The organism is Streptomyces sp. RK9, assembly GCF_045070545.1.
Taxonomy (GTDB): Bacteria; Actinomycetota; Actinomycetes; order Streptomycetales; family Streptomycetaceae; genus Streptomyces; species Streptomyces alboflavus.
Genome location: NZ_CP173703.1, coordinates 2,163,685 through 2,185,708, shown reverse-complemented (window position 1 = coordinate 2,185,708; position 22,024 = coordinate 2,163,685). Strand labels below are relative to the sequence as shown.

The following is a 22,024-nucleotide window of genomic DNA, read 5'->3' as shown; positions in this document are numbered from 1 at the left end:
ATTCCGGCGCACTCCGCGTGCGCCCCCACCCCCCAGGACCGATGCTTGACCCGTGATGGACGAGACGGAGTTCTGGGAGATCGTGGACAGCACCCGCGAGGCCGCCGAGGGCGACCCCGAGGACCAGGCCGAGCTGGTCATCGACAAGCTGCTCGAATACGACCCGGACGCCGTTCTGGACTTCGCGCGGCACTTCGAGGCCCGCTACAACCGCGCCTACCGCTGGGATCTGTGGGGCGCCGCCTGGATCGTCCTCGACGGGGCGAGCGACGACGCCTTCGACTACTTCCGGTGCTGGCTGATCGGGCAGGGGCGGGAGGTCTTCGAGGGCGCCGTGCACGACCCGGACTCGCTGGCCGAGCTCCTGGACGACTTCGACGAGGAGATCGACGGCGACGGCGAGGAGCTGGGCTACGCCGCCGACGAGGCCTACGAGCGGATGACCGGCGTCGTCGCTCCCGACCTCGGCATCGCGCCCGCCCCGCCGGAGCCGGAGGGCACCCCGATCGACTTCGAGGACGACCGCGTGCTCGCGGAGCGCTACCCCAAGCTGTGGGAGCGGTTCGCGGCCCGCTGACGCCGGCCCCGCGCGCCCGTGGGCCGTCCGGGCCGCGCCCTCAGAAGTGCGTGCCCCCGTCCACCCGTATCTCCGTGCCCGTGATGAACGCGCCGTCCTCGGACGCGAGCATCGCGACGACGGACGCCACCGTCTCCGGGCCCGCGAAGCCCTGACCGATCGCCGGGGCCAGCTTCGCGAACAGGCTGAGGTCCGCGTCCTCGGGCAGGCCGGGCCCGTGGCTCTGCCCGCTGGCGCCGCTGCCGTCGGTCATGCCGCTGGAGATCGATCCGGGCTGGACGGCGGTGAAGCGGATGCCCCGCTTCGCGTACTCGCTCGCCAGGGCGTGGGTCATGGACTGGATGCCGCCCTTGCTGGCCGCGTACGCCGCCATGTACGGATGGGCGAACGCCGCCGAGGTGGAGCTGAAGTTGACCACGGCCGCGTCCTCGCCCTCCAGGAGAGCCGGGATCGCCTCGCGGATCATCAGGAACGTGCCGGTCAGGTTGATCCGGAGCACCTGCTCGAAGGAGTCGAGGCTGGTCTCGTGCGTGTGTGAGGAGCGCAGCACGCCCGCCGCGTTGACCAGCACGTCCAGGCCGCCGAGCGCGGCGACCGCGGCGGCCACGCCCGCGCGCACCGACGCCTCGTCCGCGACGTCGACCACCAGCGTCGTCAGCCGGCCCGCGGCGGCGCCCGCCTTCTGCTCCGTGTCCTTCAGGCCCGCCTCGCTGATGTCGGCGGCCACCACGCTGCCGCCCTCCGCGAGCAGGCGGAGCACGGTGGCCTGGCCGATGCCCGAGCCGCCGCCGGTGACGAGGGCGCGGCGGTCCGCGTAACGCGTCAGGTTCATGGGTCTCTCTCCGATCAGCCTCCGACAGCCGGGCCCGTCTGCGGGTCCGGCACGCTTCATCTGATTTCAATGTACGCCCTCGTGGCACGTTTTGCCATAGCGTCATTTCGTGAATTCCTGCCCGGTCCCGCGTAGGCTTCGAACGTGAGCACCCAACCGCCGCAGCCCACGCGAGCACCGCAGCAGGCCCGCCCCTCGCTGACCGAGCGCCGCAAAGCGGCCACGCAGCTCGACATCGCCCGCGCCGCCGCCGAACTCTTCGCCGAGCGGGGCCCGGACGGCACCACCGCCGAGGAGATCGCGCACCGTGCGGGCGTGGCGCTGCGCACCTTCTACCGCTACTTCCGCAACAAGCAGGACGCGGTCGCGCCGCTCCTCGCCGGGGGCGCCGCCCAGTGGCGGGCCCGCCTCGCGGAGCTGGACGCGGGGGTGCCGACGGCGCTCGAACGCTCCATCGCCGAGGCCCTCACCCCCGTGGACACGCGGACCGACGAGGCCCTGGAGTGGACCCGCGGCCTGCTCCGCGCCGCCCAGGACGACCCGGCCCTGCGCGCGGTCTGGTACCGGGTGAACCAGGAGTCCGAGGAGCAGCTGGTCCCGGTGCTCGCCCGGCTCGCGGGCGAGGGCGCCGACGAGCTGGAGGTCCGGCTCGCCGCCGCGGCCGCCACCGACGCCATCCGCATCGCCCTGGAGACCTGGGCCGCCACGGACGACCCGCCGCGCGGCCCCCGCTCGCCCGCGGACCTCGCGGTCCGCTGCCTGCGCGAACTCGCGGGCGGCCTCAGGCTCCTGGAGCGGTGAGGCGACCGGTCCTCTGCCGTAGCCCCCGGCACAGAAGCCTCCGCCGTCCGGCTGCGCCCCGCCACAGCCCTCGCCGCTCCCCCGCTACACCCCCGCCCCTTCCCCTGCCCCCTCCTCCACCACGAACACCAACAGCGCCACGTCGTCCCGCACCCCGCCGGAGAACCGGACCAGATCGTTCCAGATCGCGTCCGTGAAGGCGGCCGGATCGTGTCGCTCCGCCGCGAAGATCGCGGGCAGCCGCTCCTCCAGCGGGTAGAAGGCCCCGGACGCGTCCCTCGCCTCGGTCACGCCGTCCGTGACGGTCAGCAGCCAGTCGCCGGGTTCGAGGCCGACGACGACCGGCTCCGGCGGCGCCACCCCGGCGATGCCGAGGCCGAGGGGCGGTCCCGGCGTGACGTCGAGTTCGGTGACCGCGCCGGCGCGCAGCAGCAGGGGCGGCGGGTGGCCGCAGGAGACGAGGCGCAGTTCGCCGGCCGTGGCGCCGAACTCCAGGAGGACGGCGGTGGCGAAGAGTTCGCCGGGCTCACCGTGTTCGGCGTCCTCGGAGTCGATGATCAGGCGCCGGTCGAGGCGCGCGGCGACCCCCTCCAGGTCGCCCTGGTCGAGGACCGCCTCCCGGAAGGCGCCGAGCAGCGCCGCGACGGTCCCGACGGCCGCGAGCCCGTGCCCCTGCACGTCCCCGACCAGGGCCCGCACCCCGCACGGCCCCCGGCGCACGTCGAAGAGGTCACCGCCGACCAGGGTGCCGCGCTGCGCCGCCCGGTACAGGCCCGCGCAGCGCACCGGACCCACGCGTTCCGGCAGCGGGGGCAGGACCGCGAACTGGGCCGCCTCGGCGACCGTGCGGACCGTGACGAGCTGGGCGTCGCGGCGGCTGCGCACCCAGGAGAAGAGCACGCTGAGCACCGCCACGAAGGCGACGGTCGCGGTGTCGCTCGTCCCGGGGTGCCCCAGGTCGAAGTGCGGCAGGGAGAGCAGCAGCAGGACGGTGCCGCCGAGGAGCGCGGTGGCCGCGGGCCCGTAGGCGAGGGCGGCGAGCGGCGGCACGGCGGCGAGCAGGAAGCTGAGGTCGAGCGTCTTGGGGGTCGCGACCTGGATGACGCAGGTCAGGACCAGGAGCACCGGTGCGGGCCAGCGCGCCCAGGGAGGCGTCGGCGCGCCGCGGTGCCAGCCCGGGTCGCGCGCGCCACGCCGCCTGGCCTCCGCCCTGAACATCGGTGCTCCTTCCCGGCGGGCCCGAGGACGTGCCCACGTCCGCACAGGAGGCGTCCTCGCGCGCGGCACACGTGTCCGCGCTGAGCCGTCCACGCTCAGCAAAGGACAGGTCCACGCTCCTACGCGCGCGTGGCGGGCGCACGCCGGGCCGGTCCGTCAGGTGTCAGAGCGGGCGGCCCATCAGGACGTCGTCCACGTACCGGCCGTCCAGGAGGAACTCGCCGGGCAGCACGCCCTCGGTCACGAACCCCTCGGACTCGTAGAGCGTGCGCGCCGCGGTGTTGTGGCCGAGCACCCGCAGCGTGATGCGGCGCGCGCCCTGGCGGCGCGCCTCCGCCATCACGGCCTGGAGCAGTCCGCGCCCCACGCCCTTGCCGCGCGCCTCGTCGGCGACGACGAATCCGAGGATCTGGCGCACGTGCGCGTTCACGGCGAGCGGGGTGGGGAAGCCGAGCCTTATGTAGCCGACGACGTGCCCGTCGAGCTCGGCGACCAAGTGGTCGCGGGGGCCGAAGCGTTCGGAGAAGAACGGCTCGTAGGGTGGCTGCGGACGCGGCTGCACGGAGTGCACGGTGGACCAGTTCGCACGGTCCATGCGGGCCAGGGCGGCATCGTCGTCGGCCCGCGCGGTGCGTATGTACGTCTGCTGCATGAGCGCCACTGTACGGCGGGCGTACGACGGCACAACCGTCCCTTTCACGGCAGGATGGCCCCATGGATCAGCACGCGTCACCCCCGGAGTCGACGGATCCGGCGCCCCGGACGGACCCGGGGAACCGGACGGACCCAGGGAACCGGACGGACCCAGGGAACCAGGTGGACCCGGCGGAGCCCCCGCACGGGCCGCGCCGCGTCGCGGTGTCCGGCGCCTCGGGCCTCATCGGCTCCGCGCTCACGCGCGCGCTGACCGACGACGGCCACGAGGTGGTGCGGCTGGCGCGCCGGGCCCCGCGCGCGAAGGACGAGGTGCGCTGGGACCCCAAGGAGGGGTACGTGGACGCCGCCGGGCTCGCGGGCTGCGACGCCGTCGTGAACCTGGCGGGCGCGGGGATCGGCGACCGGCGCTGGAACGACGCGTACAAGCGCGAGCTGCGCGACAGCAGGGTGCTCGGCACCAGGACGCTCGCGACCGCCGTCGCGGCCCTCGACGAGCCGCCGCGGGTGTTCCTGAACGGCAGCGCGATCGGCTACTACGGAGACACCGGTCAGCGCGCGGTGGACGAGACGGCCCCTCCGGGAGAGGGGTTCCTGCCGTCGATGTGCGTGGCGTGGGAGCAGGCGGCCGCCGCGGCCCAGGAGGCGGGCGTGCGCACGGTGTTCACGCGCACCGGCCTGGTCGTCGCGCGCGGGGGCGGCGCCTGGGGGCGGATGTTCCCGCTCTTCAGGGCGGGGCTCGGCGGGCGGCTCGGCAGCGGGCGGCAGTACTGGAGCTTCATCGCGCTCTACGACGAGGTGGCGGCGCTGCGGCATCTGCTCGCGCGGGACGACCTGTCGGGGCCGTTCAACCTGACGGCCCCCGAGCCCGTCACCAACCGCGAGGTGACGGCCACGATGGGCCGGGTCCTGCACCGGCCGACCGTGTTCACCGCGCCCGCGCCCGCGCTGCGGGTGGCCCTCGGCGAGATGGCGGGGGACGTCCTCGGCAGCCAGCGCGTCCTGCCCACCCGGCTCACGGAGTCCGGGTTCGCGTTCACCCACCCCGGCATCGAGGACGCCGTCAGGGCCGCCCTGGCCTGACGCCCGTACCGCCCCCGCCCGGCCGTGCGACCGCCGTGCGACCATGCCCGGTCCATGCGCGACTCCCAGGGGCCGTCCGCGCTCCTACCCTCGACCGGAACTCGGGGATTCCACCGCCCTCGTGAGGGCATAAGGCTCCCCAGCAGTCGAGCGAGCCGCGCAACCTCCGGGAGGAGCACGTGCCAGAGCCTGCGCACCATGTGGATGTCGTCATCGTGGGAGCCGGGGTCGCGGGACTGTCGGCCGCCCACCAGCTGACCAGTGCCGGTGTAACGACCGTTGTCCTGGAGGCCGCCCCTTACGTCGGCGGCCGGATGTCCACCGAGAAGGTGGACGGCTTCCGGCTCGACCGGATCGGGCAACTGCTGACCACGTCGTATCCGGAACTGCGTCACACGCCCGGTCTCGACGCACTCGTTCTGCGTCCCTTCGCCCCCGGTCTGCTGGTGCACAGCGCCGGCAGGCACCACCGCATGGCGGAGCCGAGCGGTGGACGGAGCGCGAGGGGCGCACTCACAGCGGCGCGCGCCCTCGCGAGCGCCCCCCGGGTGCCGCGGCCCGTCCGCACGGCCCCGGGCGCCCCGCCCCGGCCCCCGTCCAGGACCGCGCCACGGCCCTCCAGGCCACCGTCCCGCACGGCACCGCTGGGCGGCGCACTCGACCAGGCCCGCCTCGGCGCGGCGTTCGCCCGGATCGCGGCGACGCCCGTGCGACGGCTCCTCGCGCGCCCCGAACTGCCCGCGGGCCAGGCCCTGTCCGCGCGCGGGCTGCCCGCGCGCACCGTCGAGGGGTTCCTGCGCCCGCTGCTCTCGGCGCTGCTGTGCGACCCGGACCTGACGACGTCGAGCCGGTGCGCCGACCTCGCCCTGCACGCCTTCGCGCGTGGCCGCCTGTGCCTGCCCGAGGGCGGCGCCGACGCCCTGCCCGAACTGCTCGCGGGCGCGCTGCCGCCCGGGACCGTACGGACCGGCGTACGCGTCACCTCGGTGTCCGCGAACCGCGTCACCACCGCCGAGCACGGCGAGCTGACCTGCGCCGGCGTCCTGCTCGCCACCGACGCCCGCGCCGCCGCCGAGCTGCTCCCGGGCCTGCGCGTACCGCCGTTCCACCCGGTCACCGTGGTGCACCACGCGGCCCCCGAGCCGCCGCTCGACGGGCCCGCGCTCCTCCTGGACGCCGACCGCGAGGGTCCGGTCGCCCACACGGCCGTCGTCAGCCACGTCGACCCCACGCGCGCGCCCGCGGGCCGGACCCTGGTGTCCTCGACCGTCCTCGGCGCACCCCCGGACGACCTGGAGCGGTCCGTGCGCGACCACCTCGCGACGCTGTACGGCGCCCCGACCGACCGCTGGGAGCTGCTGGCCGTGCACCGCACGCGCGAGGCGGTGCCCGCGATGCCGCCGCCGCACGATCTGCGCCGTCCCGTACGGCTGTTGGCGGGGCTCTACGTGTGCGGCGACCACCGGGACACCAGCACGGTGCAGGGCGCGCTGCACTCCGGACGCAGGGCGGCGCACGCCGCGCTCGCCGACCTCGGCATCCGGCCCGCCTGCACGGAGGAGTCACTACCGGCGGCCGCCTGAGGCCACTCTCCAGGGCCCACTCATCGGACCTGTCCGACCCCGTCGGGCCGGCTCCCCCTGAGCCCCCGCGCCCCCCACGCGGGGGCTTCAACCGTCCCGCGGTCTTGTCACCGACCCCGCACAGCACTACCGTCCCAGCGGATCCGGGCACCGGACCACCGAGCCGCGGGAGGGCTGACGTGCGTCGTACCTTGCCGGTGATCACTCTCATCCTGGGCCTATTCATGGGATCTCTGTCGGCGCCGACCGCCCATGCCGAGGACCGGGACTCGCCTCGCCCGGGCGACCGGACAGGCGCTCCCCGGCCGGACGACGACGTGCCGTCCGTCGTCCCCCGCCCCACCGACTGGGCCGCGCTCCCCGGGCGCACCGAACTCACCCGCCGCACCCGCGTCCTGATCGACCCGCGGCAGGCGTCGGCCACCGCGCTGCCGTCCGGCCGCGCCGAGTTCCCGGGCCCCGCACGCCAGTCCGTCCGCGCCCTCGCGGGTCAGCTGCGTACGGAGATCGAGCAGATCACCGGCATCGCCCCGCGCGTCGTCGCGGGCGGGCGGCCGGACCGGGACGACGTCGTCCTCACCCTCGCCGCCGACCGGGGCGCCCCCGCCGAGGCGCGGGCCGAGGGCCACCGCTTCGACAGCGCCGGCCCCGTCCGCGTCACCGCCGCCTCCACGCACGGCCTGTACTACGGCACCCGCACCCTCCTCCAACTCCTGCGCGCCACCGCGCCCGACCACCGCGCCGTCCCGCGCGCCCGCTCGGTCGACCGGCCCGCGCAGGCGGTCCGCATGGTGCATCTGGACGCGGGGCGCAAGTACTGGCGGATCCCGTACCTGAAGAACCTGATCCGCAGGATGGGCGACCAGAAGCTGAACACCCTGTTCCTGCACCTGTCGGAGTCCGAGGGCTTCCGCCTGTACAGCCCGAGGTTCCCCGGGCTCGCCGACCCCGACCACAGCTACAGCCGCGCCGACATCGAGGACCTCAAGGCCTTCGCCGCGCGTCATCACGTGCAGCTGATGCCGGGGCTCGAACTGCCCGGCCACGCCACGGTGATCAGCGAGGCGTTCGGCATCGGCTTCGGCTCGGGCCCCGGCGCGTGCACGGGCGGCCATACGCACTCCCATCTCACGCCGGACTGGATCATCGACATGACCAGCGAGAAGGCGGTCGCCAAGAGCAAGGAGATCGTCGACGAGTTCGCGGGCTGGTTCGACGCGCCGCTGTTCTCGATCGGCGCGGAGGAGGTCCCGGGGCAGCTCGCCGAGTGCCCGCGCGTGCAGGAGCACCTGGCGGCCGCGCCCGACGTCTCGACCCTCGGTGACCTGCTCAACCGGTACATCAACACCCTGGACGACGTGGTCACTTCGCACGGCAAGCGCACGGCGGTCTACAACGGCTCCGAGCACCTGGCCGCGCCGCAGCAGCGCGTGCGCGCCCCGGTCGTCTTCCTCACCTGGGAGGGCACCGGCGCGGAGCCCGCCATTCCGGGCCATGACGAGATCGCCATCGGCCCCTTCTACAACACGCCGAACAACTACCACCACAAGTACCCCGACGAGCCCTGGATGTACGACACCTGGGCTCCGGGCACCGACCCCGACATGCTCGGCTCCGGCGTCGCGAACTGGGCGGACTACAACTTCTGGGCCGACGACGAGTACTTCGAGCGGCACATGGCGGGTGCCCGCGCGATCCTCGCCGACCGCGCCTGGAACGGCTCCCCGACGCCGGACACGCTCGCCGACTTCCGGGCCCGTACCGCCCGCGTCGGCGATCCTTCCCCAAGCTCTCAACTCCGTTCGAGCAGGGGAGACCCCATCGGCACCACGCCCGCGTGGACCCGGCCCCGGGTGCGGAACCGGCCGAGCCATCACTGGACCTTCGACGACGCCGCGTACCCGAAGGGCTGGACGTACGCGGGCAGCCCCGGCAACACGCTCTTCGCCGAGGACGTCGCGGGCGACCTGCCCGGCACCTCGTACATCGTCGACAACCCCACGCCCGTGCCCGGTGTGCGCGGGCAGGCCTGGCGGTTCGACTCGGACCGGGACGGGGTGGGCTTCGGCGGGGTGGACGTGGCGGAGCCCTGGACCGTGTCGGTGCGGGTCCGTGCTTCCTCCCGCACCGGCGAACAGGTGCTGCTGAGCTCCAAGGCCGGGGCCTTGAAGCTCATGCAGCACGGCACGGGACGTGTGGGCTTCACCCGGTACGGAAAGGCCGACTTCAGCTTTCCGTACGTCCTGCCGCTCGACCGGTGGGTCCGGCTGACGTGGGTCGCCTCGCCCGGTCGCACGGTCCTGTACGCGGACGGGGAGCGGGTCGGGGCCGTCCCCGCGTCGGTTCCGCTGCCGATGCGGTCCATCGGCACGGAACGATCCGCTCTGCGCGGGGACCTGGACGACCTCGCCACGTGGGACGTGGCGTTGGGGACGTCGGCTGTCGCCCGCTTGCGGTGAGTCCGGCACCGCCGGAGGGGTTCGTTGTGGTTGTTCGCCGTCGCGGCGGGATTCAACTGCCGTCCGGCAGAGGGCGGCACTGGCGTGGCCGACAGGCAGGCGGACGGATCTGGCCTGGCAGGCCGGCAGGGGGCGGACCTGGCCTGGCAGGCCGGCAGGGGGCGGACCTGGCGTGGCCGCCCCCCCTCGACCCCACTAGCCCAGTGCCGCGACCCGGTCGCGATAGCCCCGCACGGGTGCCGCGTCCCGGTACGGCTCCAGGCGGCGCTCGAAGTCGCGTACGTACTCCACCGCCCGCACCGACCTCATCTCGCCCGCCGCCTGGGCCGCCTCCGCGCCCAGTTGGCAGGCCTGTTCCAGCTCGCCGAGGCCGAGGCGCGCGGAGGCGAGGACGACGCGGCAGAAGAGCCTGCTGCGGGCGTAGCCGGGTGCGCGCAGTTGCAGGGAGCGCTCGGCGTGCTGGGCGGCCGCGCGGTACTGCTGGAGGTCGCGGTTGCAGTGCGCGAACTCGTCGGCGAGCTGGGCCTCGTCGAAGAACCGCGCCCAGTACGGGACCTCGTCGCCGGGCCTGGCCGTCTCCAGGGCACGCTCGGCGCGCACCATGGACGCCGAGCAGGCCCGCACCTCGCCGAGCACCCCGTGCCCGCGCGCCTCGACGGCGTGCAGCAGGGCCTGCACGACGGGCGGCGCCGAGGAGCCGACGCCCTGCTGGGCGACGCGGGCGAGCTGCACGGCCTCGCGGCCGTGGCCCAGATAGACGGCCTGACGGCTCATGGTGACCAGGACGTAGCTGCCGTACGCGCGGTCGCCCGCGGCCTGCGACAGGCGCAGCGCCTGCACGAAGTACCGCTGGGCGAGGCCGTGCGCCGCGATGTCGTACGACGTCCAGCCCGCGAGCCGGGTCAGGTCGGCGGCGGCCGCGAACAGGCGGCGCCCGGCCTGCTCGCCGTAGGTGCCGCGGAGCATGGGCTCGGCCTCGTGCTCCAGGTAGCGCACCAGGGCCTGGCGGGCGTGCCCGCCGCCGTAGGCGTGGTCGAGGGCGCGGAACAGCTCGCCGACCGAGCGCAGGGCGGCGATGTCGCCGCCGGTGACCCGGTGGCCGGGCCCGCGGTCGGTGTCGCGGCGCTGCCGGGGCACGATGGGGCGGCCCTGCGGGGGGACGCGGGGTGTCTGCGGGGGTTCGCCGCGGGCGACGCGTTCGTCGGCGCGGCCGATCAGCCAGTCCCGGCTCGGCACCACGAGCCCGGCCGGGGTGAAGGCGATCTTGCGCAGTTCGGCGTGGCTGCCGGAGTCCTTGCGCCACAGGCCGCCGACGATGTCGACGGCTTCCTCGGGCGAGGAGGCGAACTCCAGGCCCGCGTAGACGGGCGCGCACGCGTCGAGCCCGAGGTCCTGCGCGGACAGGCGCCGTCCGAGGCGCCGGGTGAAGACCTCCGCGATCAGTGCGGGGGTCGTGCCGCGGGGCTGCTGGCCTCTGAGCCAGCGTGTCACCGATGTCTTGTCGTACCTGAGATCGAGACCGTGCTCGAGCCCTAGCTGATCGACGCGGCGCGCCAGGCCCGCATTGGAGAACCCGGCTTCCGCGATGAGCGCGGCTAGCTGGCGGTTGGGGGTGCGCTGCGGGGGTCGTTCCGTCATCAGCTGTGCGGTCTCCTGCCTTCCGGGCCTGCCTTGAGCAGCCCTTATGGCCTCATGAACGGCGCGAATGTAGCGGCGCTGACGGGTCTCATCGCGACCTTCAAGCTCCATTCATCCGATCGTGTGAGGATTGACCGGAGGGCTGACGGGATTCCGCCGGACGTACAGTGGCAGGAGCGCGATCCGTGCACGGTGAAGGTTTCCGTGCGGGCGCGGGTCCGGTGCACGCGGATGGTTCTTAGGGAGGCACGTGCCGTGGGCGAGATTCGATTCATCCGGCTGGGTTTCGGTCCGGAGTCCGTCGAGTACCAGGAGGCCTGGGACGAGCAGCGACGGGTGCACGCGGCCCGCTTCGCGGACGAGGCCCCGGACACCTGCCTGCTCCTGGAGCACCCGCCGGTGTACACGGCGGGGCGCAGGACCGAGGACAGCGAGCGCCCGCTGGACGGCACCCCGGTCGTGGACGTGGACCGCGGCGGCAAGATCACCTGGCACGGTCCGGGCCAGCTCGTGGGCTACCCGATCCAGAAGCTGCCGCGTCCGGTGGACGTCGTAGCACACGTACGCCGCCTGGAAGACGCACTTATCCGAACGTGTGCCGAGTTCGGTCTCGAAACCACGCGCGTCGAGGGGCGCAGCGGCGTATGGGTCCTCGGCGATCCGGTGGAGTCGCGCCCGGCCCTCGGCGGGCTCAGCCTCGACTTCGACCCGCGCCTCACGGACGACGAGTTCGATCCCCGCCTGAACGGCCCGGAGTACGCGCCCTCCAACGCCGGCCAGCGCCGCGAGGACCGCAAGGTCGCCGCGATCGGCATCCGCGTCGCCAAGGGCGTGACCATGCACGGCTTCGCCCTGAACGTGAACCCGGACAACACCTGGTTCGACCGGATCGTGCCGTGCGGCATCCGCGACGCGGGTGTGACGTCCATCGCGCACGAGGTGGGCCGCGACATCACGATCGCCGACGTGCTGCCGGTGGCCGAGCGGCACCTGCGGGACGTACTGGAGAACGCGGACCTGAAGCCGCGGGTGGTCGAGAAGCCCGCCACGGAGGCGGCGCCGCCCGCCGCCGAGGTGCCGGGGCCCGCACAGGAGGCCGCCGGAACCCCCGAGACCGCGCTCGCCTAGCCGCCCGGCCCGGGCCCGGCCGACCCCTCTGCGCACCCGAGCGGGAATGCACCCCTCGGGCCGGAGGTTGGCCAGAAGTAAGTCCAATGACATCGCGGGCGTACCCTGGGGTGCGCCGACGAATCGAAGTTACGCCAGCTATCAGGGAGCCGATGTGTCCGCAGTCGCACCCGACGGACGCAAGATGCTGCGCCTGGAGGTCCGGAACGCCCAGACCCCCATCGAGCGCAAGCCCGAGTGGATCAAGACCCGGGCGAAAATGGGCCCCGAGTACACGAAGATGCAGGCGCTCGTGAAGAGCGAGGGCCTGCACACGGTGTGCCAGGAGGCGGGCTGTCCGAACATCTACGAGTGCTGGGAAGACCGCGAGGCCACGTTCCTCATCGGCGGCGACCAGTGCACGCGGCGCTGTGACTTCTGCCAGATCGACACCGGCAAGCCGCAGGCACTCGACCGCGACGAGCCCCGCCGCGTCGGCGAGTCCGTCGTCACGATGGACCTGAACTACGCCACCATCACCGGCGTCGCCCGCGACGACCTGGAGGACGGCGGCGCCTGGCTGTACGCGGAGACCGTGCGCCAGATCCACGCCATGACCGCCGAGCGCGAGGGCGGCCACACCAAGGTCGAGCTGCTGATCCCCGACTTCAACGCGGAGCCGGACCAGCTGGCCGAGGTCTTCTCCTCCCGCCCCGAGGTGCTCGCGCACAACGTGGAGACGGTGCCCCGCATCTTCAAGCGGATCCGCCCGGGCTTCCGCTTCGAGCGCTCCCTGAAGGTCATCACCGAGGCCCGCGAGGCCGGTCTGGTGACGAAGTCGAACCTGATCCTCGGCATGGGCGAGGAGCGCGCGGAGGTCAGCGAGGCGCTGCGCCAGCTGCACGACGCGGGCTGCGAGCTGATCACGATCACGCAGTACCTGCGCCCTTCGGTGCGCCACCACCCCGTGGAGCGCTGGGTCAAGCCGCACGAGTTCGTGGAGCTCAAGGACGAGGCCGAGCAGATCGGCTTCTCCGGCGTCATGTCCGGCCCGCTGGTCCGCTCCTCGTACCGCGCGGGGCGGCTGTACCAGATGGCGATCGAGCGGCGCGGCGCGTACGTGGCCTCGCAGGCGGTCTGAGCCGGGCGCAACCGGAATCGCGGCGCGGGCGGTGCCGAGCGGTGCCGCACCGCCCGGCGCGGCGGCCAGGCGCCGAGCGTGTGAATCTGCGCACAAGCGACTACCGCCCAGTAGCGGCCGATATGACGCGGCCCGTACGTTCTCCGCAGGTGAAGGGGAACGTATGGGCCGCGTCAGCGTTTTGGGGCCCCGCGTCAAGGCTTCATCGGTGTTTGACCGGTCGGTCACGCCCTGGTAACACCAATCAGTGACCCTGGAATTACCGCACGTACAGCCTTACCCAGAGCACGGCGAGCTTTACCCAGAGCATCCAGAGCACATCGAGCTCTCCCCGGAGCCCGGAGAGCTTCCCCCAGCGCCAGGTACCCCCTCGTAGCGCTCCCCCGTCCACTGTCGCTTCCCGGAGGGCATCACCATGCAGGCCGCGCCCGTTCGCGCCACCGCCATCCCGTCCGTCACCGACGCGCTGCGCGCCGTCGAGTCGCTGCTCATGAGCGGCGGCCAGCGCACCGCGCGCCGCAACGCCTGGACGTCCGTCCTCGAGGACCGGCGCCGCGCGAAGGACCGGGTCGAGGCGCAGCGCGTACTGGAAGAGGCAGGAACAACCCGCACGTCGTAGTCGGCTCCAGGGCCACGTAGACTTCGAGGCATGGCGAGGAAGGAAACCACCGCGGCGGCTTCGGCCGCGGAACCCGGGCGACTCAAGCAGATCGCCCTGACCTACAAGATGACCCGGCGGGCCGACTCCAAGATCGGTCTCATCATCGCGGCTGTGGGAATCGTCACCTTCGGTGTCTTCCTCGCGATCGGCCTCTGGATCGACCACCCCATCTACTTGGGCATTCTCGGCTTCATCCTCGCCTTCCTGGCGATGGCGATCGTCTTCGGACGCCGGGCCGAGCGCGCCGCCTTCGGGCAGATGGAGGGCCAGCCAGGAGCGGCGGCCGCGGTGCTCGACAAGATCGGCCGCGGCTGGACGACGACCCCCGCGATCGCGATGAACCGCAGCCAGGACGTGGTGCACCGCACCGTCGGCAAGGCCGGCATCGTCCTGGTCGCCGAGGGCAACCCGAACCGGCTGAAGGCGCTCCTTGCCGCCGAGAAGAAGAAGATGGCCCGCATCGTCTCGGACGTCCCGGTGCACGACGTGATCGTCGGCAACGGCGAGGGCCAGGTCGAGCTCAAGAAGCTCCGCACCACGCTTCTGAAGCTCCCCCGCGTCCTCCAGGGCCCGCAGGTCACGGCGACCAACGACCGCCTGAAGGCGATGGGCGACCTGATGAGCAACATGCCGTTGCCGAAGGGGCCCATGCCGAAGGGCGCGCGGATCCCGCGCGGTGGCCCGAAGATGCGCTGACGCCGGCGCTGTTCCTGACTGACTACGTCGATGGGGCGCCCAGAACCGAGTGGTTCTGGGCGCCCCATCGACGTATGCGAAACGTGCGTGCCCTGACTCCTAGATCCTGACCTGCACCGCGCGGGCGAGGCGGTCGTGCAGGCCGCGGCCGTCGCGGTCCCAGATGAGGGCCGGGATGCCGATGCACAGCAGCGCGCTGCGGATCAGGACGCGGACCGGGCCGAGGCGGCCGCCGTCCTCGCTGATGACGCGCAGGCCGAGCAGGCGCTTGCCGGGCGTGCTGCCGATCGTGCCGACGGTCAGCAGGCTCATCACGAAGAGGAGCCCGAGCGCCCAGTTGCCCATCGCCTGCGGATTGCCGCGCGCGAGCAGGCCGTACGCGATGACCATGCACAGCGCCCAGTCGATGGCGATGGCGCCGATGCGACGGCCGGGCCGGGCGATCGAGCCGGGGCCCTCCTCGGGCAGGCCGAGCTGCTCCCCGCGGTATCCGAAGTCGACGCCCGCGTCCTCGGCCGCCGCGCGGGGGCCGGAGAGCCACGATCCGATTACTTGCCTGTTGTCCACCCGTCCACGGTACTGCGCACCGCTTCGCGCGCGGGGTGCGGGTCGCGTTCGCACCCGGGCCGGTTAACTTCGGCGAAACAAATGGGTCACGCTTGAGAAATCCCCCGTCCCTATGGTCGGGTCCCAGCGTGTGCCACCGCACTGGCCGCACCAACGAGCTGCAACCCCGCTCCTTCCCGGGCGGGAACAGGAGGAGCTGGATGTTCCAGAACGCCGACGAAGCCAAGAAGTTCCTCGCGGACGAGGACGTGAAGTTCGTAGACGTCCGGTTCTGCGACCTGCCGGGCGTCATGCAGCACTTCACGGTCCCGGCCGAGGCGTTCGACCCGGACGAGCAGCTGATGTTCGACGGCTCCTCCATCCGCGGCTTCCAGGCCATCCACGAGTCCGACATGGCGCTCGTGGCCGACCTGTCGACGGCCCGCGTGGACCCCTTCCGCCGTGACAAGACCCTCAACGTCAACTTCTTCATCCACGACCCGGTGACCGGCGAGCAGTACAGCCGCGACCCGCGCAACGTGGCGAAGAAGGCCGAGGCGTACCTGGCCTCCACCGGCATCGCCGACACCGCGTACTTCGGCCCCGAGGCCGAGTTCTACGTCTTCGACTCGGTCCGCTTCGAGACCACGGCGAACCGCTCGGTGTACGAGATCGACTCCGAGGCCGGCGCCTGGAACACCGGCGCCCTTGAGGACAACCGCGGCTACAAGGTCCGCTACAAGGGCGGCTACTTCCCGGCCCCGCCGGTCGACCACTTCGCCGACCTGCGCGCCGAGATCTCCCTGGAGCTCGCCAACTCCGGCCTCAAGGTGGAGCGCCAGCACCACGAGGTGGGCACCGCCGGCCAGGCCGAGATCAACTACAAGTTCAACACGCTGCTCGCCGCGGCCGACGACCTGATGCTCTTCAAGTACATCGTGAAGAACGTCGCCTGGCGCAACAACAAGACCGCGACCTTCATGCCGAAGCCGATCTTCGGCGACAACGGCTCGGGCATGCACGTCCACCAGTCCCTGTGGACCGGCGGCGAGCCCCTCTTCTACGACGAGCAGGGCTACGCGGGCCTCTCGGACACCGCCCGCTACTACATCGGCGGCATCCTCAAGCACGCCCCGTCGCTGCTCGCCTTCACGAACCCCACCGTCAACTCCTACCACCGCCTGGTCCCCGGCTTCGAGGCCCCGGTCAACCTGGTCTACTCGCAGCGCAACCGCTCCGCCGCGATGCGCATCCCGATCACGGGCTCCAACCCGAAGGCCAAGCGCGTGGAGTTCCGCGCGCCGGACCCGTCCTCGAACCCCTACCTCGCCTTCTCCGCCCTGCTCCTCGCGGGCCTCGACGGCGTCAAGAACAAGATCGAGCCCGCCGAGCCGATCGACAAGGACCTCTACGAGCTCGCCCCCGAGGAGCACGCGGGCGTCCCCCAGGTCCCGACCTCCCTCCCCGCGGTCCTCGACGCCCTCGAGGCGGACAACGAGTACCTCCAGGCGGGCGGCGTCTTCACGTCCGACCTCATCGAGACGTGGATCGACTACAAGCGCACGAACGAGATCGCCCCGATCCAGCTGCGGCCGCACCCGCACGAGTTCGAGCTGTACTTCGACATCTAAGCCGTGCCGTTCGCTCCCCGTGTGAGCGCACAGCTCCCGAAGGCCGTCGCCGATCCGGTGGCGGCCTTCGGCCGTGCCCGGGGGGCCTTCCGTTCACGCCCGGGAGGTAGGGTCGCGCCGCCCGGAGGGCCCGGGGCGGGAAGAGGTGTGGTGAGCGGCGCCAGTGGTGTGAGCGGTGGGGGCGACGGGCGGCGGGTGGGGCTTGGGACGATCCTCCGGGAGTGGGGGCGTATCGGGTGTGTCGGGTTCGGGGGGCCGCCCACCCACATCGCCCTGCTCCGGAAGCTGTGTGTGGAGCGGCGGGGCTGGGTGTCGGCGGCCGAGTTCGAGGACGGGGTCGCGGCGACCAATCTGCTGCCGGGGCCCGCGTCCACGCAGTTGGCCATCCTGTCGGCCTGGCGGCTGCGCGGGACGGCCGGGGCGGTGGTCGGGGGCCTGGCCTTCATCGTGCCGGGGCTCGTCCTGATCCTCGCCCTGGCGGCCCTGTTCCTCGCCGGGAGTCCGCCGCTGTGGGTGCGGGGCGCCGCCGCCGGGGCGGGTGCGGCCGTCGCCGCCGTCGCTGTGCAGGCGGCCACCGCGCTGATTCCGGCGAGTCGGCAGCGGGCCGGTGACCGGCGGGCGGCCCGGGTCCGCTGGGCCTGCTACGTGCTCGCGGGCGGCGCGGCGGCCGCGGTGGTGGGCCCGTGGATGGTGCTGGTGCTGGTCGCGGCCGGTCTGCTGGAGGTCGGGGTGCGCACCCGTGGCGCTTCGGGGCGGCGTGCCGCCTGGCCGCTGCCTCTCGCGGTCGCGCTCCCGGCCGGTGGGACGGCCGCCCTCGCGTGGGTGGCGTTCAAGGTCGGTGCGCTGTCCTACGGCGGCGGCTTCGTCATCATTCCGATGATGCAGGCCGACGCCGTCCACACCCACCAGTGGATGACCGACGGCCAGTTCCTCAACGCCGTCGCGCTCGGGCAGGTCACCCCCGGCCCCGTCGTGCAGACCGTCGCCGTCGTCGGCTACGCGGCGGCCGGGATCCCGGGCGGGCTCCTCGCCGCCGCCGTGGCCTTCGCCCCGTCGTTCCTGTTCGTCGTCGTCGGCGGTCCCCGGTTCGACCGGATCCGGGCCCACGCCGGTGTGCAGGCGTTCTTCACCGGCGCGGGGCCCGCGGTCATCGGCGCGATCATGGGCTCGGCGATCCCCCTCGCGCTCGCCCTCCAGCACCTGTGGCAGTACGGGGTGCTGGCAGGAGCCGCCGTCTGGCTCCTGGTGGCCCGGCGCGGCGTGGTCGCCGCGCTGCTGATGGCGGGTGCTCTGGGCGTGGCGGCGGCTCTGGGCGGGTGGCCGGCGGGCTGAGGCCACCGGGCCCGGGCCCCCGCGGCCTGCGAGGATGGGACCCTCCGGCCGACCGGCGGACCCGGGGCGGACAAGAGCGACCGAGAGGGACGTACGCACGGATGCCGCAGGACGCGCGGGGCCCGGTGGACCGGATGGAAGACCACCAGGTGGCCGTCTACCTGAGCGCGATGGCCGTGGGCGCCGCGCTCGGTCTGGCCGTGCCGGACGCCGGGCCCGGCCTGGAACACGCCATCAACCCGGTCCTCGCGGCCCTGCTGTTCGTGACCTTCCTCCAGGTCCCGGCCCGTGAACTGCTGCGCTCCCTCAAGGACGCCCGGTTCCTGGCCGCCGCCCTGGTGGTGAACTTCGCCGTCGTACCGCTCGTGGTCGCCGCGATGTTCGCCTTCCTGCCCGCCGACCAGGCCGTGCGCGTCGGCGTGCTGCTCGTCCTGCTGTGTCCGTGCGTCGACTACGTGATCGTCTTCTCCGGGCTCGCGGGCGGCGCGAGCCGCCGCCTGCTGGCCGCGACGCCGCTGCTGCTCATCGGCCAGATGCTCCTGCTGCCGCTCTTCCTGTACGTGTTCATGGGGCCGGAGCTGGGCGACGTCGTCGAGGCGGGCCCGTTCCTCCAGGCGTTCCTCGTCCTGATCGTCGTGCCGCTCGCCCTGGCCTGGGCCCTGCAGGCGTGGGCCGGGCGGCGGCCGGCCGGGCAGCGGGTGTCCGACGCCGCGACCGCCACGATGGTCCCGCTCATGGCCGCGACGCTCCTGACCGTCGTCGCCTCCCAGGTCCCCAAGCTCGGCGGGAACCTCACCGACGTGGCGGCCGTGGTCCCCTGCTACGTCCTGTTCCTGCTCGTGATGGCCTTCGCGGGCAAGGCCGTCGCCCGCCTCTTCCGCCTCGACACCCCGGGCTCCCGCGCGCTCGTCTTCACCGGCGCCACCCGCAACTCCCTGGTCGTGCTGCCCCTGGCCCTGGCGCTGCCCGAGCCCTACGCCATCGCCGCCGTGATCGTGGTCACGCAGACCCTCGTCGAGGTCGTCGGCATGGTCGTCTACGTCCGGGCCGTCCCCCGGCTGCTGCCCGAGGGGGCGCGCTGAGGATCCCGGCGGGCTTGTCGGTCGTCCCGTCGTCCCCTCGTCCCCTCATCCCAGGACGGCGCCACCGAACCCACCGGTTAAAGTGCGGGCATGTACGGGGGAGCAAGAACAGCAACGACACGGACCTTGCCGTGCACGTGGTGCAACAAGCCGGTGCCGCAGCCGCGCAGGTGGCGCAGGCGGCTCTACTGCAGCGAGGCGCACCGCCGCAAGAACCGCGTCGTGGAGGCCGTCGGCAACTTCCTGGACAGCCTCTAGGACGGGCCCCGACGTCGGCTAGGAAGCATCCTCGTCGCAGCCGACGATGTCGTCCTCGCAGTCGAACACCTCGTCCGTGGCGATGGTGTTGAGGCGCCAGACGATCTCGGCGAGCGCCTCGGACCGCCGCTTGTCGGGGGCGACGCGGGCCGTGAACGGGGCGGCGCCCGCCGGGATGTTGAACTGGTCCGCCTGCCGGTCGCCGCAGGAGACGACCCACTCCTGCTCGTCGTCGCCGCGGCCGAGCGTGAGCGTGATCTCGTCGGTGTTCGGGGCCACGCAGGTGATGTCGAGGCGGTAGGGCCGCTCGCCCGGCGTCGGGAACGTCTTCCTGAGCCCGTCGGAGAAGGACGTGACGTCGCTGTCGACCAGTTCGGCAGGCGTGTCGTCGTAGCCGAGAGCCCGGTCGGCCCGCCGCAACGCGTCCTCCGCGTCACCCTTTCCCCACTCGACGAGCTGCCCCTCGTCGGCGGGCGGCGAGCTGGACGCGGACGGCTCGGCGGACCGGTCGGACGAGCCACCGGACCGCTCGGCCGGGCCGCCGCAGGCCGCGGCCAGGAGGACGACGGTCGCGCCCAGGGCGGCGGTGCGCGCTGTCGTACGTATGCGAGAGATCATCAACTGGCTTTCCGGCAGTGCCTGGAGCGGCTCGGGTACGTCGACTCGGGTACAGCGACTCGGGTGGGTCACGCAGGCACAGACTGTAACTTATTGGTACAGACCAGTAGAAGCCGCCCCGGAGGGAAACGGCGGCGGCCCGGGTGCGCGCTGGTGCGCGCGCCCGGGCCGCTGGTGGCGCTGCCCGCCGGCAGCGTCACCTTCTCACCGAAGTCCGGCCGTCAGCAGGTGCGGTTGACGTAGTGCGCCCCCTGGATCTTGCTCGCCGAGCCGAGCCACGTCTTGCCGGGGCCGACGCAGCGCTCGTAGTCGGGCGCCATGGAGACCCTGACGTGGATGACGACACGGGAGCCGTCCGACGTGCAGTGGTTGTAGAAGGCGTCGGAGGAGGTCTCGTAGAAGCCGCACGGGTCGGCGGCCGCGGGGGTCGCGGTGACGGTCACCGCGCCCAGGGACGTGAACGCGAGAGCGGTGGCGGCGAGGGCGCTGGTCACCAGGCGACGGACAGACACGGGGAACTCCTTGGTGAGGGGGGTCGGTTCGGCCCGGAACCGTGCGCGGTCCGGGGCGGCTTTCGGCCCGAGGATCGCAGCCCCGCGGCGCCCCGGTTGATCGAATGGCGCCCCGTTCACCTGGAAGAACGTTCCCCCCCTCCGCCGATCGGATGGATCTCCTCCGTTTGACCCCCGCGGGACCCGTCACCTCTACCCCGTCGGACCCGGCACCGGGGGTGGGCCGCCGACCCGCGCCGCGAGCCGCTTCGGAGCCTGAACGCGGTAGCTCTCGGTGAGGAGTTCCGCCACCTCGGCCCAGTCGGTGTCCTCGTCCAGGCGCATGCCCACGACGTTGCGGCCCCAGGATTGGCGGAAGAACGGGGCGCCCGCGTTGGTCAGCGCCTCGAACTCCTCGCCGCCCGAGCGGAACGTGAGGGTCGTCGTGAGCCCTTCGGTCGCGACGGCCCGCGCCGACGGGGAGTGCGAGCGGGTCCAGTCGGTCAGGTAGACGTGCGCGAAGGTCGCGGTGCGGATGCGCCAGCGGGTGCCGATCCAGGCCGGTTCCTCGTGCGCCTCGGGGAGGTTCAGGCACACGGCGCGCAGGTGGGTGAGGACGTCGAGGGGGACCTCGTCGTCGTCCGGGATCCTCTGGCTCGTCATGGGCCCTCCCCCTGGCTGCGGGTCTCCGGTGGGTTCGCGACGGGTTCTCCGGTGAGTTCGCCGCGGGTTTCCGGCGAGTCTAAGGACCCGGCTGCCGCGGTGGCGTGCGCAGGAAGCGGACCGACACGTGGTCCAGCGCGTCCGCCGGTGGCGTCACGCGCGCCCGCACCCCGTACACCTCCGCGATCAGCTCCTCCGTGACGACCTCGGCGGGCGTGCCGTGCGCGTACGCCCTGCCCTCCCTCAGGACCAGGATCTCGTCGCAGAACATGGCGGCCAGGTTGAGGTCGTGCAGGGCGATCACCGTCGTCACGGGGAGCGAGGCGATCAGGTTCAGGAGGTCCAACTGGTGCTGGATGTCCAGGTGGTTGGTCGGCTCGTCGAGGAGCAGTTCGCGCGGGGCCTGGGCCAGGGCGCGGGCGATGTGGGCGCGTTGGCGTTCGCCACCGGAGAGGGTGTGCCAGGACTGGTCGGCCCGGTCGGTGAGGGAGGTGCGGTCCAGGGCGTCCCGGACGGCCCGCTCGTCGGCGGGGGTGGTGCCCGACCACGGCCTGCGGTGCGGGATGCGGCCGAGGGCCACCACCTCCCGCACGGTCAGCTCCACCTGCGTGGTCGCGTGCTGGTCGACCACCGCGAGCCTGCGCGCCGTCTGTCTGCGGCCGAGCCGGGGCAGCGGCGTGCCGTCCAGCGTGACCACCCCCGCCGCGGGCGCGAGGACACCCGCGAGGAGGCGCAGCAGCGTGGACTTGCCGGAGCCGTTCGGGCCGATGAGGCCGAGGGTGGTGCCCGGCCGGGGGGCGAGGGTGATGCCGTCGACGATGAGGCGGCCTCCGGCCTCGTGCGCGACCCGGGCCGCCGCGAGTCCGGCGGGTGCCGGATTCTCGTACGTCATCGGCTTCTCGTACGCCGTCGACTTCTCGTGCGCCGTCGGATCCTCGCGCGTCACGGGCTTC

Annotated in this window: 22 protein-coding genes; 13 read left to right on the top strand and 9 right to left on the bottom strand. The window is 73.0% G+C overall.

The window, feature by feature from the left end; translation table 11 throughout:
- Window positions 1-55: 55 nt before the first annotated feature.
- Window positions 56-577 (top strand): DUF4240 domain-containing protein, encoded by a 522-nt coding sequence (locus tag AB6L24_RS08660; RefSeq protein ID WP_087883778.1) that lies wholly within the window; start codon window positions 56-58, stop codon window positions 575-577.
- Window positions 578-617: 40 nt separating this feature from the next.
- Here AB6L24_RS08660 and AB6L24_RS08655 read toward each other — a convergent pair whose 3' ends face one another.
- Window positions 618-1,409, bottom strand: coding sequence for an SDR family NAD(P)-dependent oxidoreductase (locus AB6L24_RS08655; protein WP_405653878.1), 792 nt, complete (start codon window positions 1,407-1,409; stop codon window positions 618-620).
- A gap of 144 nt (window positions 1,410-1,553) precedes the next feature.
- Between AB6L24_RS08655 and AB6L24_RS08650 the strand changes: the two genes are divergently transcribed.
- The gene (locus tag AB6L24_RS08650; protein WP_405653876.1) at window positions 1,554-2,210 is read left to right on the top strand and encodes a TetR family transcriptional regulator; all 657 of its coding nucleotides are present in this window, start codon (window positions 1,554-1,556) and stop codon (window positions 2,208-2,210) included.
- Between the two features lie 84 nt (window positions 2,211-2,294).
- Here the strand turns inward: AB6L24_RS08650 and AB6L24_RS08645 are convergent, their stop codons facing one another.
- Complete coding sequence (locus AB6L24_RS08645) at window positions 2,295-3,428, bottom strand: PP2C family protein-serine/threonine phosphatase (protein WP_405653874.1); 1,134 nt, start codon at window positions 3,426-3,428, stop codon at window positions 2,295-2,297.
- A gap of 163 nt (window positions 3,429-3,591) precedes the next feature.
- On the bottom strand, window positions 3,592-4,080 hold the full coding sequence (locus AB6L24_RS08640) for a GNAT family N-acetyltransferase (protein ID WP_405653872.1): 489 nt from the start codon (window positions 4,078-4,080) through the stop codon (window positions 3,592-3,594).
- 62 nt (window positions 4,081-4,142) lie between these two features.
- Here AB6L24_RS08640 and AB6L24_RS08635 point away from each other — a divergent pair, with 62 nt between their 5' ends.
- From AB6L24_RS08635 to AB6L24_RS08625, 3 genes are all read left to right on the top strand, one after another.
- Window positions 4,143-5,165: a TIGR01777 family oxidoreductase gene (locus AB6L24_RS08635; protein ID WP_405653870.1), complete on the top strand. Its 1,023-nt coding sequence runs from the start codon at window positions 4,143-4,145 to the stop codon at window positions 5,163-5,165.
- A gap of 179 nt (window positions 5,166-5,344) precedes the next feature.
- Window positions 5,345-6,748 carry an NAD(P)/FAD-dependent oxidoreductase gene (locus tag AB6L24_RS08630; RefSeq protein WP_405653868.1) on the top strand — a complete coding sequence of 468 codons (1,404 nt, stop codon included), beginning with the start codon at window positions 5,345-5,347 and terminating at the stop codon, window positions 6,746-6,748.
- A 224-nt stretch (window positions 6,749-6,972) separates the two neighbouring features.
- Window positions 6,973-9,207: a family 20 glycosylhydrolase gene (locus AB6L24_RS08625; RefSeq protein ID WP_405653866.1), complete on the top strand. Its 2,235-nt coding sequence runs from the start codon at window positions 6,973-6,975 to the stop codon at window positions 9,205-9,207.
- Between the two features lie 195 nt (window positions 9,208-9,402).
- Here AB6L24_RS08625 and AB6L24_RS08620 read toward each other — a convergent pair whose 3' ends face one another.
- A complete protein-coding gene (locus AB6L24_RS08620) occupies window positions 9,403-10,845 on the bottom strand; it encodes a regulator (RefSeq protein ID WP_087883783.1) in 1,443 nt (480 codons plus the stop codon).
- Between the two features lie 255 nt (window positions 10,846-11,100).
- On the opposite strand from AB6L24_RS08620, the gene lipB reads away from it, so the two are divergent.
- From lipB to AB6L24_RS08600, 4 genes are all read left to right on the top strand, one after another.
- The gene (gene lipB, locus AB6L24_RS08615; protein ID WP_405653864.1) at window positions 11,101-11,973 is read left to right on the top strand and encodes a lipoyl(octanoyl) transferase LipB; all 873 of its coding nucleotides are present in this window, start codon (window positions 11,101-11,103) and stop codon (window positions 11,971-11,973) included.
- 154 nt (window positions 11,974-12,127) lie between these two features.
- Window positions 12,128-13,093, top strand: a complete 966-nt coding sequence (locus AB6L24_RS08610; RefSeq protein ID WP_030360944.1) for a lipoyl synthase — start codon at window positions 12,128-12,130, stop codon at window positions 13,091-13,093.
- A 415-nt stretch (window positions 13,094-13,508) separates the two neighbouring features.
- The gene (locus AB6L24_RS08605) at window positions 13,509-13,712 is read left to right on the top strand and encodes a hypothetical protein (protein ID WP_030360945.1); all 204 of its coding nucleotides are present in this window, start codon (window positions 13,509-13,511) and stop codon (window positions 13,710-13,712) included.
- A 30-nt stretch (window positions 13,713-13,742) separates the two neighbouring features.
- Window positions 13,743-14,450, top strand: coding sequence for a DUF4191 domain-containing protein (locus AB6L24_RS08600; RefSeq protein ID WP_030360946.1), 708 nt, complete (start codon window positions 13,743-13,745; stop codon window positions 14,448-14,450).
- 99 nt (window positions 14,451-14,549) lie between these two features.
- Here AB6L24_RS08600 and AB6L24_RS08595 read toward each other — a convergent pair whose 3' ends face one another.
- A complete protein-coding gene (locus AB6L24_RS08595) occupies window positions 14,550-15,017 on the bottom strand; it encodes an RDD family protein (protein WP_087883785.1) in 468 nt (155 codons plus the stop codon).
- Between the two features lie 200 nt (window positions 15,018-15,217).
- Here AB6L24_RS08595 and glnA point away from each other — a divergent pair, with 200 nt between their 5' ends.
- The 4 genes from glnA to AB6L24_RS08575 all read left to right on the top strand — a co-directional run bounded on the left by glnA (window position 15,218) and on the right by AB6L24_RS08575 (window position 19,299).
- Complete coding sequence (glnA, locus tag AB6L24_RS08590) at window positions 15,218-16,627, top strand: type I glutamate--ammonia ligase (protein WP_030360948.1); 1,410 nt, start codon at window positions 15,218-15,220, stop codon at window positions 16,625-16,627.
- Between the two features lie 150 nt (window positions 16,628-16,777).
- Window positions 16,778-17,959, top strand: a complete 1,182-nt coding sequence (chrA, locus tag AB6L24_RS08585; protein WP_405653860.1) for a chromate efflux transporter — start codon at window positions 16,778-16,780, stop codon at window positions 17,957-17,959.
- Window positions 17,960-18,093: 134 nt separating this feature from the next.
- On the top strand, window positions 18,094-19,041 hold the full coding sequence (locus AB6L24_RS08580; protein WP_405653858.1) for an arsenic resistance protein: 948 nt from the start codon (window positions 18,094-18,096) through the stop codon (window positions 19,039-19,041).
- Between the two features lie 90 nt (window positions 19,042-19,131).
- Window positions 19,132-19,299, top strand: coding sequence for a hypothetical protein (locus tag AB6L24_RS08575; RefSeq protein ID WP_405653856.1), 168 nt, complete (start codon window positions 19,132-19,134; stop codon window positions 19,297-19,299).
- Between the two features lie 18 nt (window positions 19,300-19,317).
- Here the strand turns inward: AB6L24_RS08575 and AB6L24_RS08570 are convergent, their stop codons facing one another.
- The 4 genes from AB6L24_RS08570 to AB6L24_RS08555 form a co-directional block, all read right to left on the bottom strand.
- On the bottom strand, window positions 19,318-19,917 hold the full coding sequence (locus AB6L24_RS08570) for a hypothetical protein (protein WP_405653854.1): 600 nt from the start codon (window positions 19,915-19,917) through the stop codon (window positions 19,318-19,320).
- Between the two features lie 221 nt (window positions 19,918-20,138).
- On the bottom strand, window positions 20,139-20,429 hold the full coding sequence (locus tag AB6L24_RS08565; RefSeq protein WP_380859092.1) for a DUF6355 family natural product biosynthesis protein: 291 nt from the start codon (window positions 20,427-20,429) through the stop codon (window positions 20,139-20,141).
- Window positions 20,430-20,621: 192 nt separating this feature from the next.
- The gene (locus AB6L24_RS08560; protein ID WP_405653852.1) at window positions 20,622-21,071 is read right to left on the bottom strand and encodes an MmcQ/YjbR family DNA-binding protein; all 450 of its coding nucleotides are present in this window, start codon (window positions 21,069-21,071) and stop codon (window positions 20,622-20,624) included.
- A gap of 79 nt (window positions 21,072-21,150) precedes the next feature.
- Window positions 21,151-21,963 carry an ABC transporter ATP-binding protein gene (locus AB6L24_RS08555; RefSeq protein WP_405657098.1) on the bottom strand — a complete coding sequence of 271 codons (813 nt, stop codon included), beginning with the start codon at window positions 21,961-21,963 and terminating at the stop codon, window positions 21,151-21,153.
- Window positions 21,964-22,024: the final 61 nt, after the last annotated feature.

Coding starts and splice junctions, on each gene's coding strand:
- AB6L24_RS08580 (WP_405653858.1), top strand. CDS start 18,094: ATGGAAGACCACCAGGTGGCCGTCTACCTGAGCGCGATGGCCGTGGGC.
- AB6L24_RS08645 (WP_405653874.1), bottom strand. CDS start 3,428: ATGTTCAGGGCGGAGGCCAGGCGGCGTGGCGCGCGCGACCCGGGCTGG.
- AB6L24_RS08620 (WP_087883783.1), bottom strand. CDS start 10,845: ATGACGGAACGACCCCCGCAGCGCACCCCCAACCGCCAGCTAGCCGCG.
- AB6L24_RS08660 (WP_087883778.1), top strand. CDS start 56: ATGGACGAGACGGAGTTCTGGGAGATCGTGGACAGCACCCGCGAGGCC.
- AB6L24_RS08560 (WP_405653852.1), bottom strand. CDS start 21,071: ATGACGAGCCAGAGGATCCCGGACGACGACGAGGTCCCCCTCGACGTC.
- AB6L24_RS08555 (WP_405657098.1), bottom strand. CDS start 21,963: ATGACGTACGAGAATCCGGCACCCGCCGGACTCGCGGCGGCCCGGGTC.
- AB6L24_RS08655 (WP_405653878.1), bottom strand. CDS start 1,409: ATGAACCTGACGCGTTACGCGGACCGCCGCGCCCTCGTCACCGGCGGC.
- AB6L24_RS08570 (WP_405653854.1), bottom strand. CDS start 19,917: ATGATCTCTCGCATACGTACGACAGCGCGCACCGCCGCCCTGGGCGCG.
- AB6L24_RS08600 (WP_030360946.1), top strand. CDS start 13,743: ATGGCGAGGAAGGAAACCACCGCGGCGGCTTCGGCCGCGGAACCCGGG.
- glnA (WP_030360948.1), top strand. CDS start 15,218: ATGTTCCAGAACGCCGACGAAGCCAAGAAGTTCCTCGCGGACGAGGAC.
- AB6L24_RS08625 (WP_405653866.1), top strand. CDS start 6,973: ATGGGATCTCTGTCGGCGCCGACCGCCCATGCCGAGGACCGGGACTCG.
- AB6L24_RS08575 (WP_405653856.1), top strand. CDS start 19,132: ATGTACGGGGGAGCAAGAACAGCAACGACACGGACCTTGCCGTGCACG.
- AB6L24_RS08635 (WP_405653870.1), top strand. CDS start 4,143: ATGGATCAGCACGCGTCACCCCCGGAGTCGACGGATCCGGCGCCCCGG.
- AB6L24_RS08605 (WP_030360945.1), top strand. CDS start 13,509: ATGCAGGCCGCGCCCGTTCGCGCCACCGCCATCCCGTCCGTCACCGAC.
- AB6L24_RS08640 (WP_405653872.1), bottom strand. CDS start 4,080: ATGCAGCAGACGTACATACGCACCGCGCGGGCCGACGACGATGCCGCC.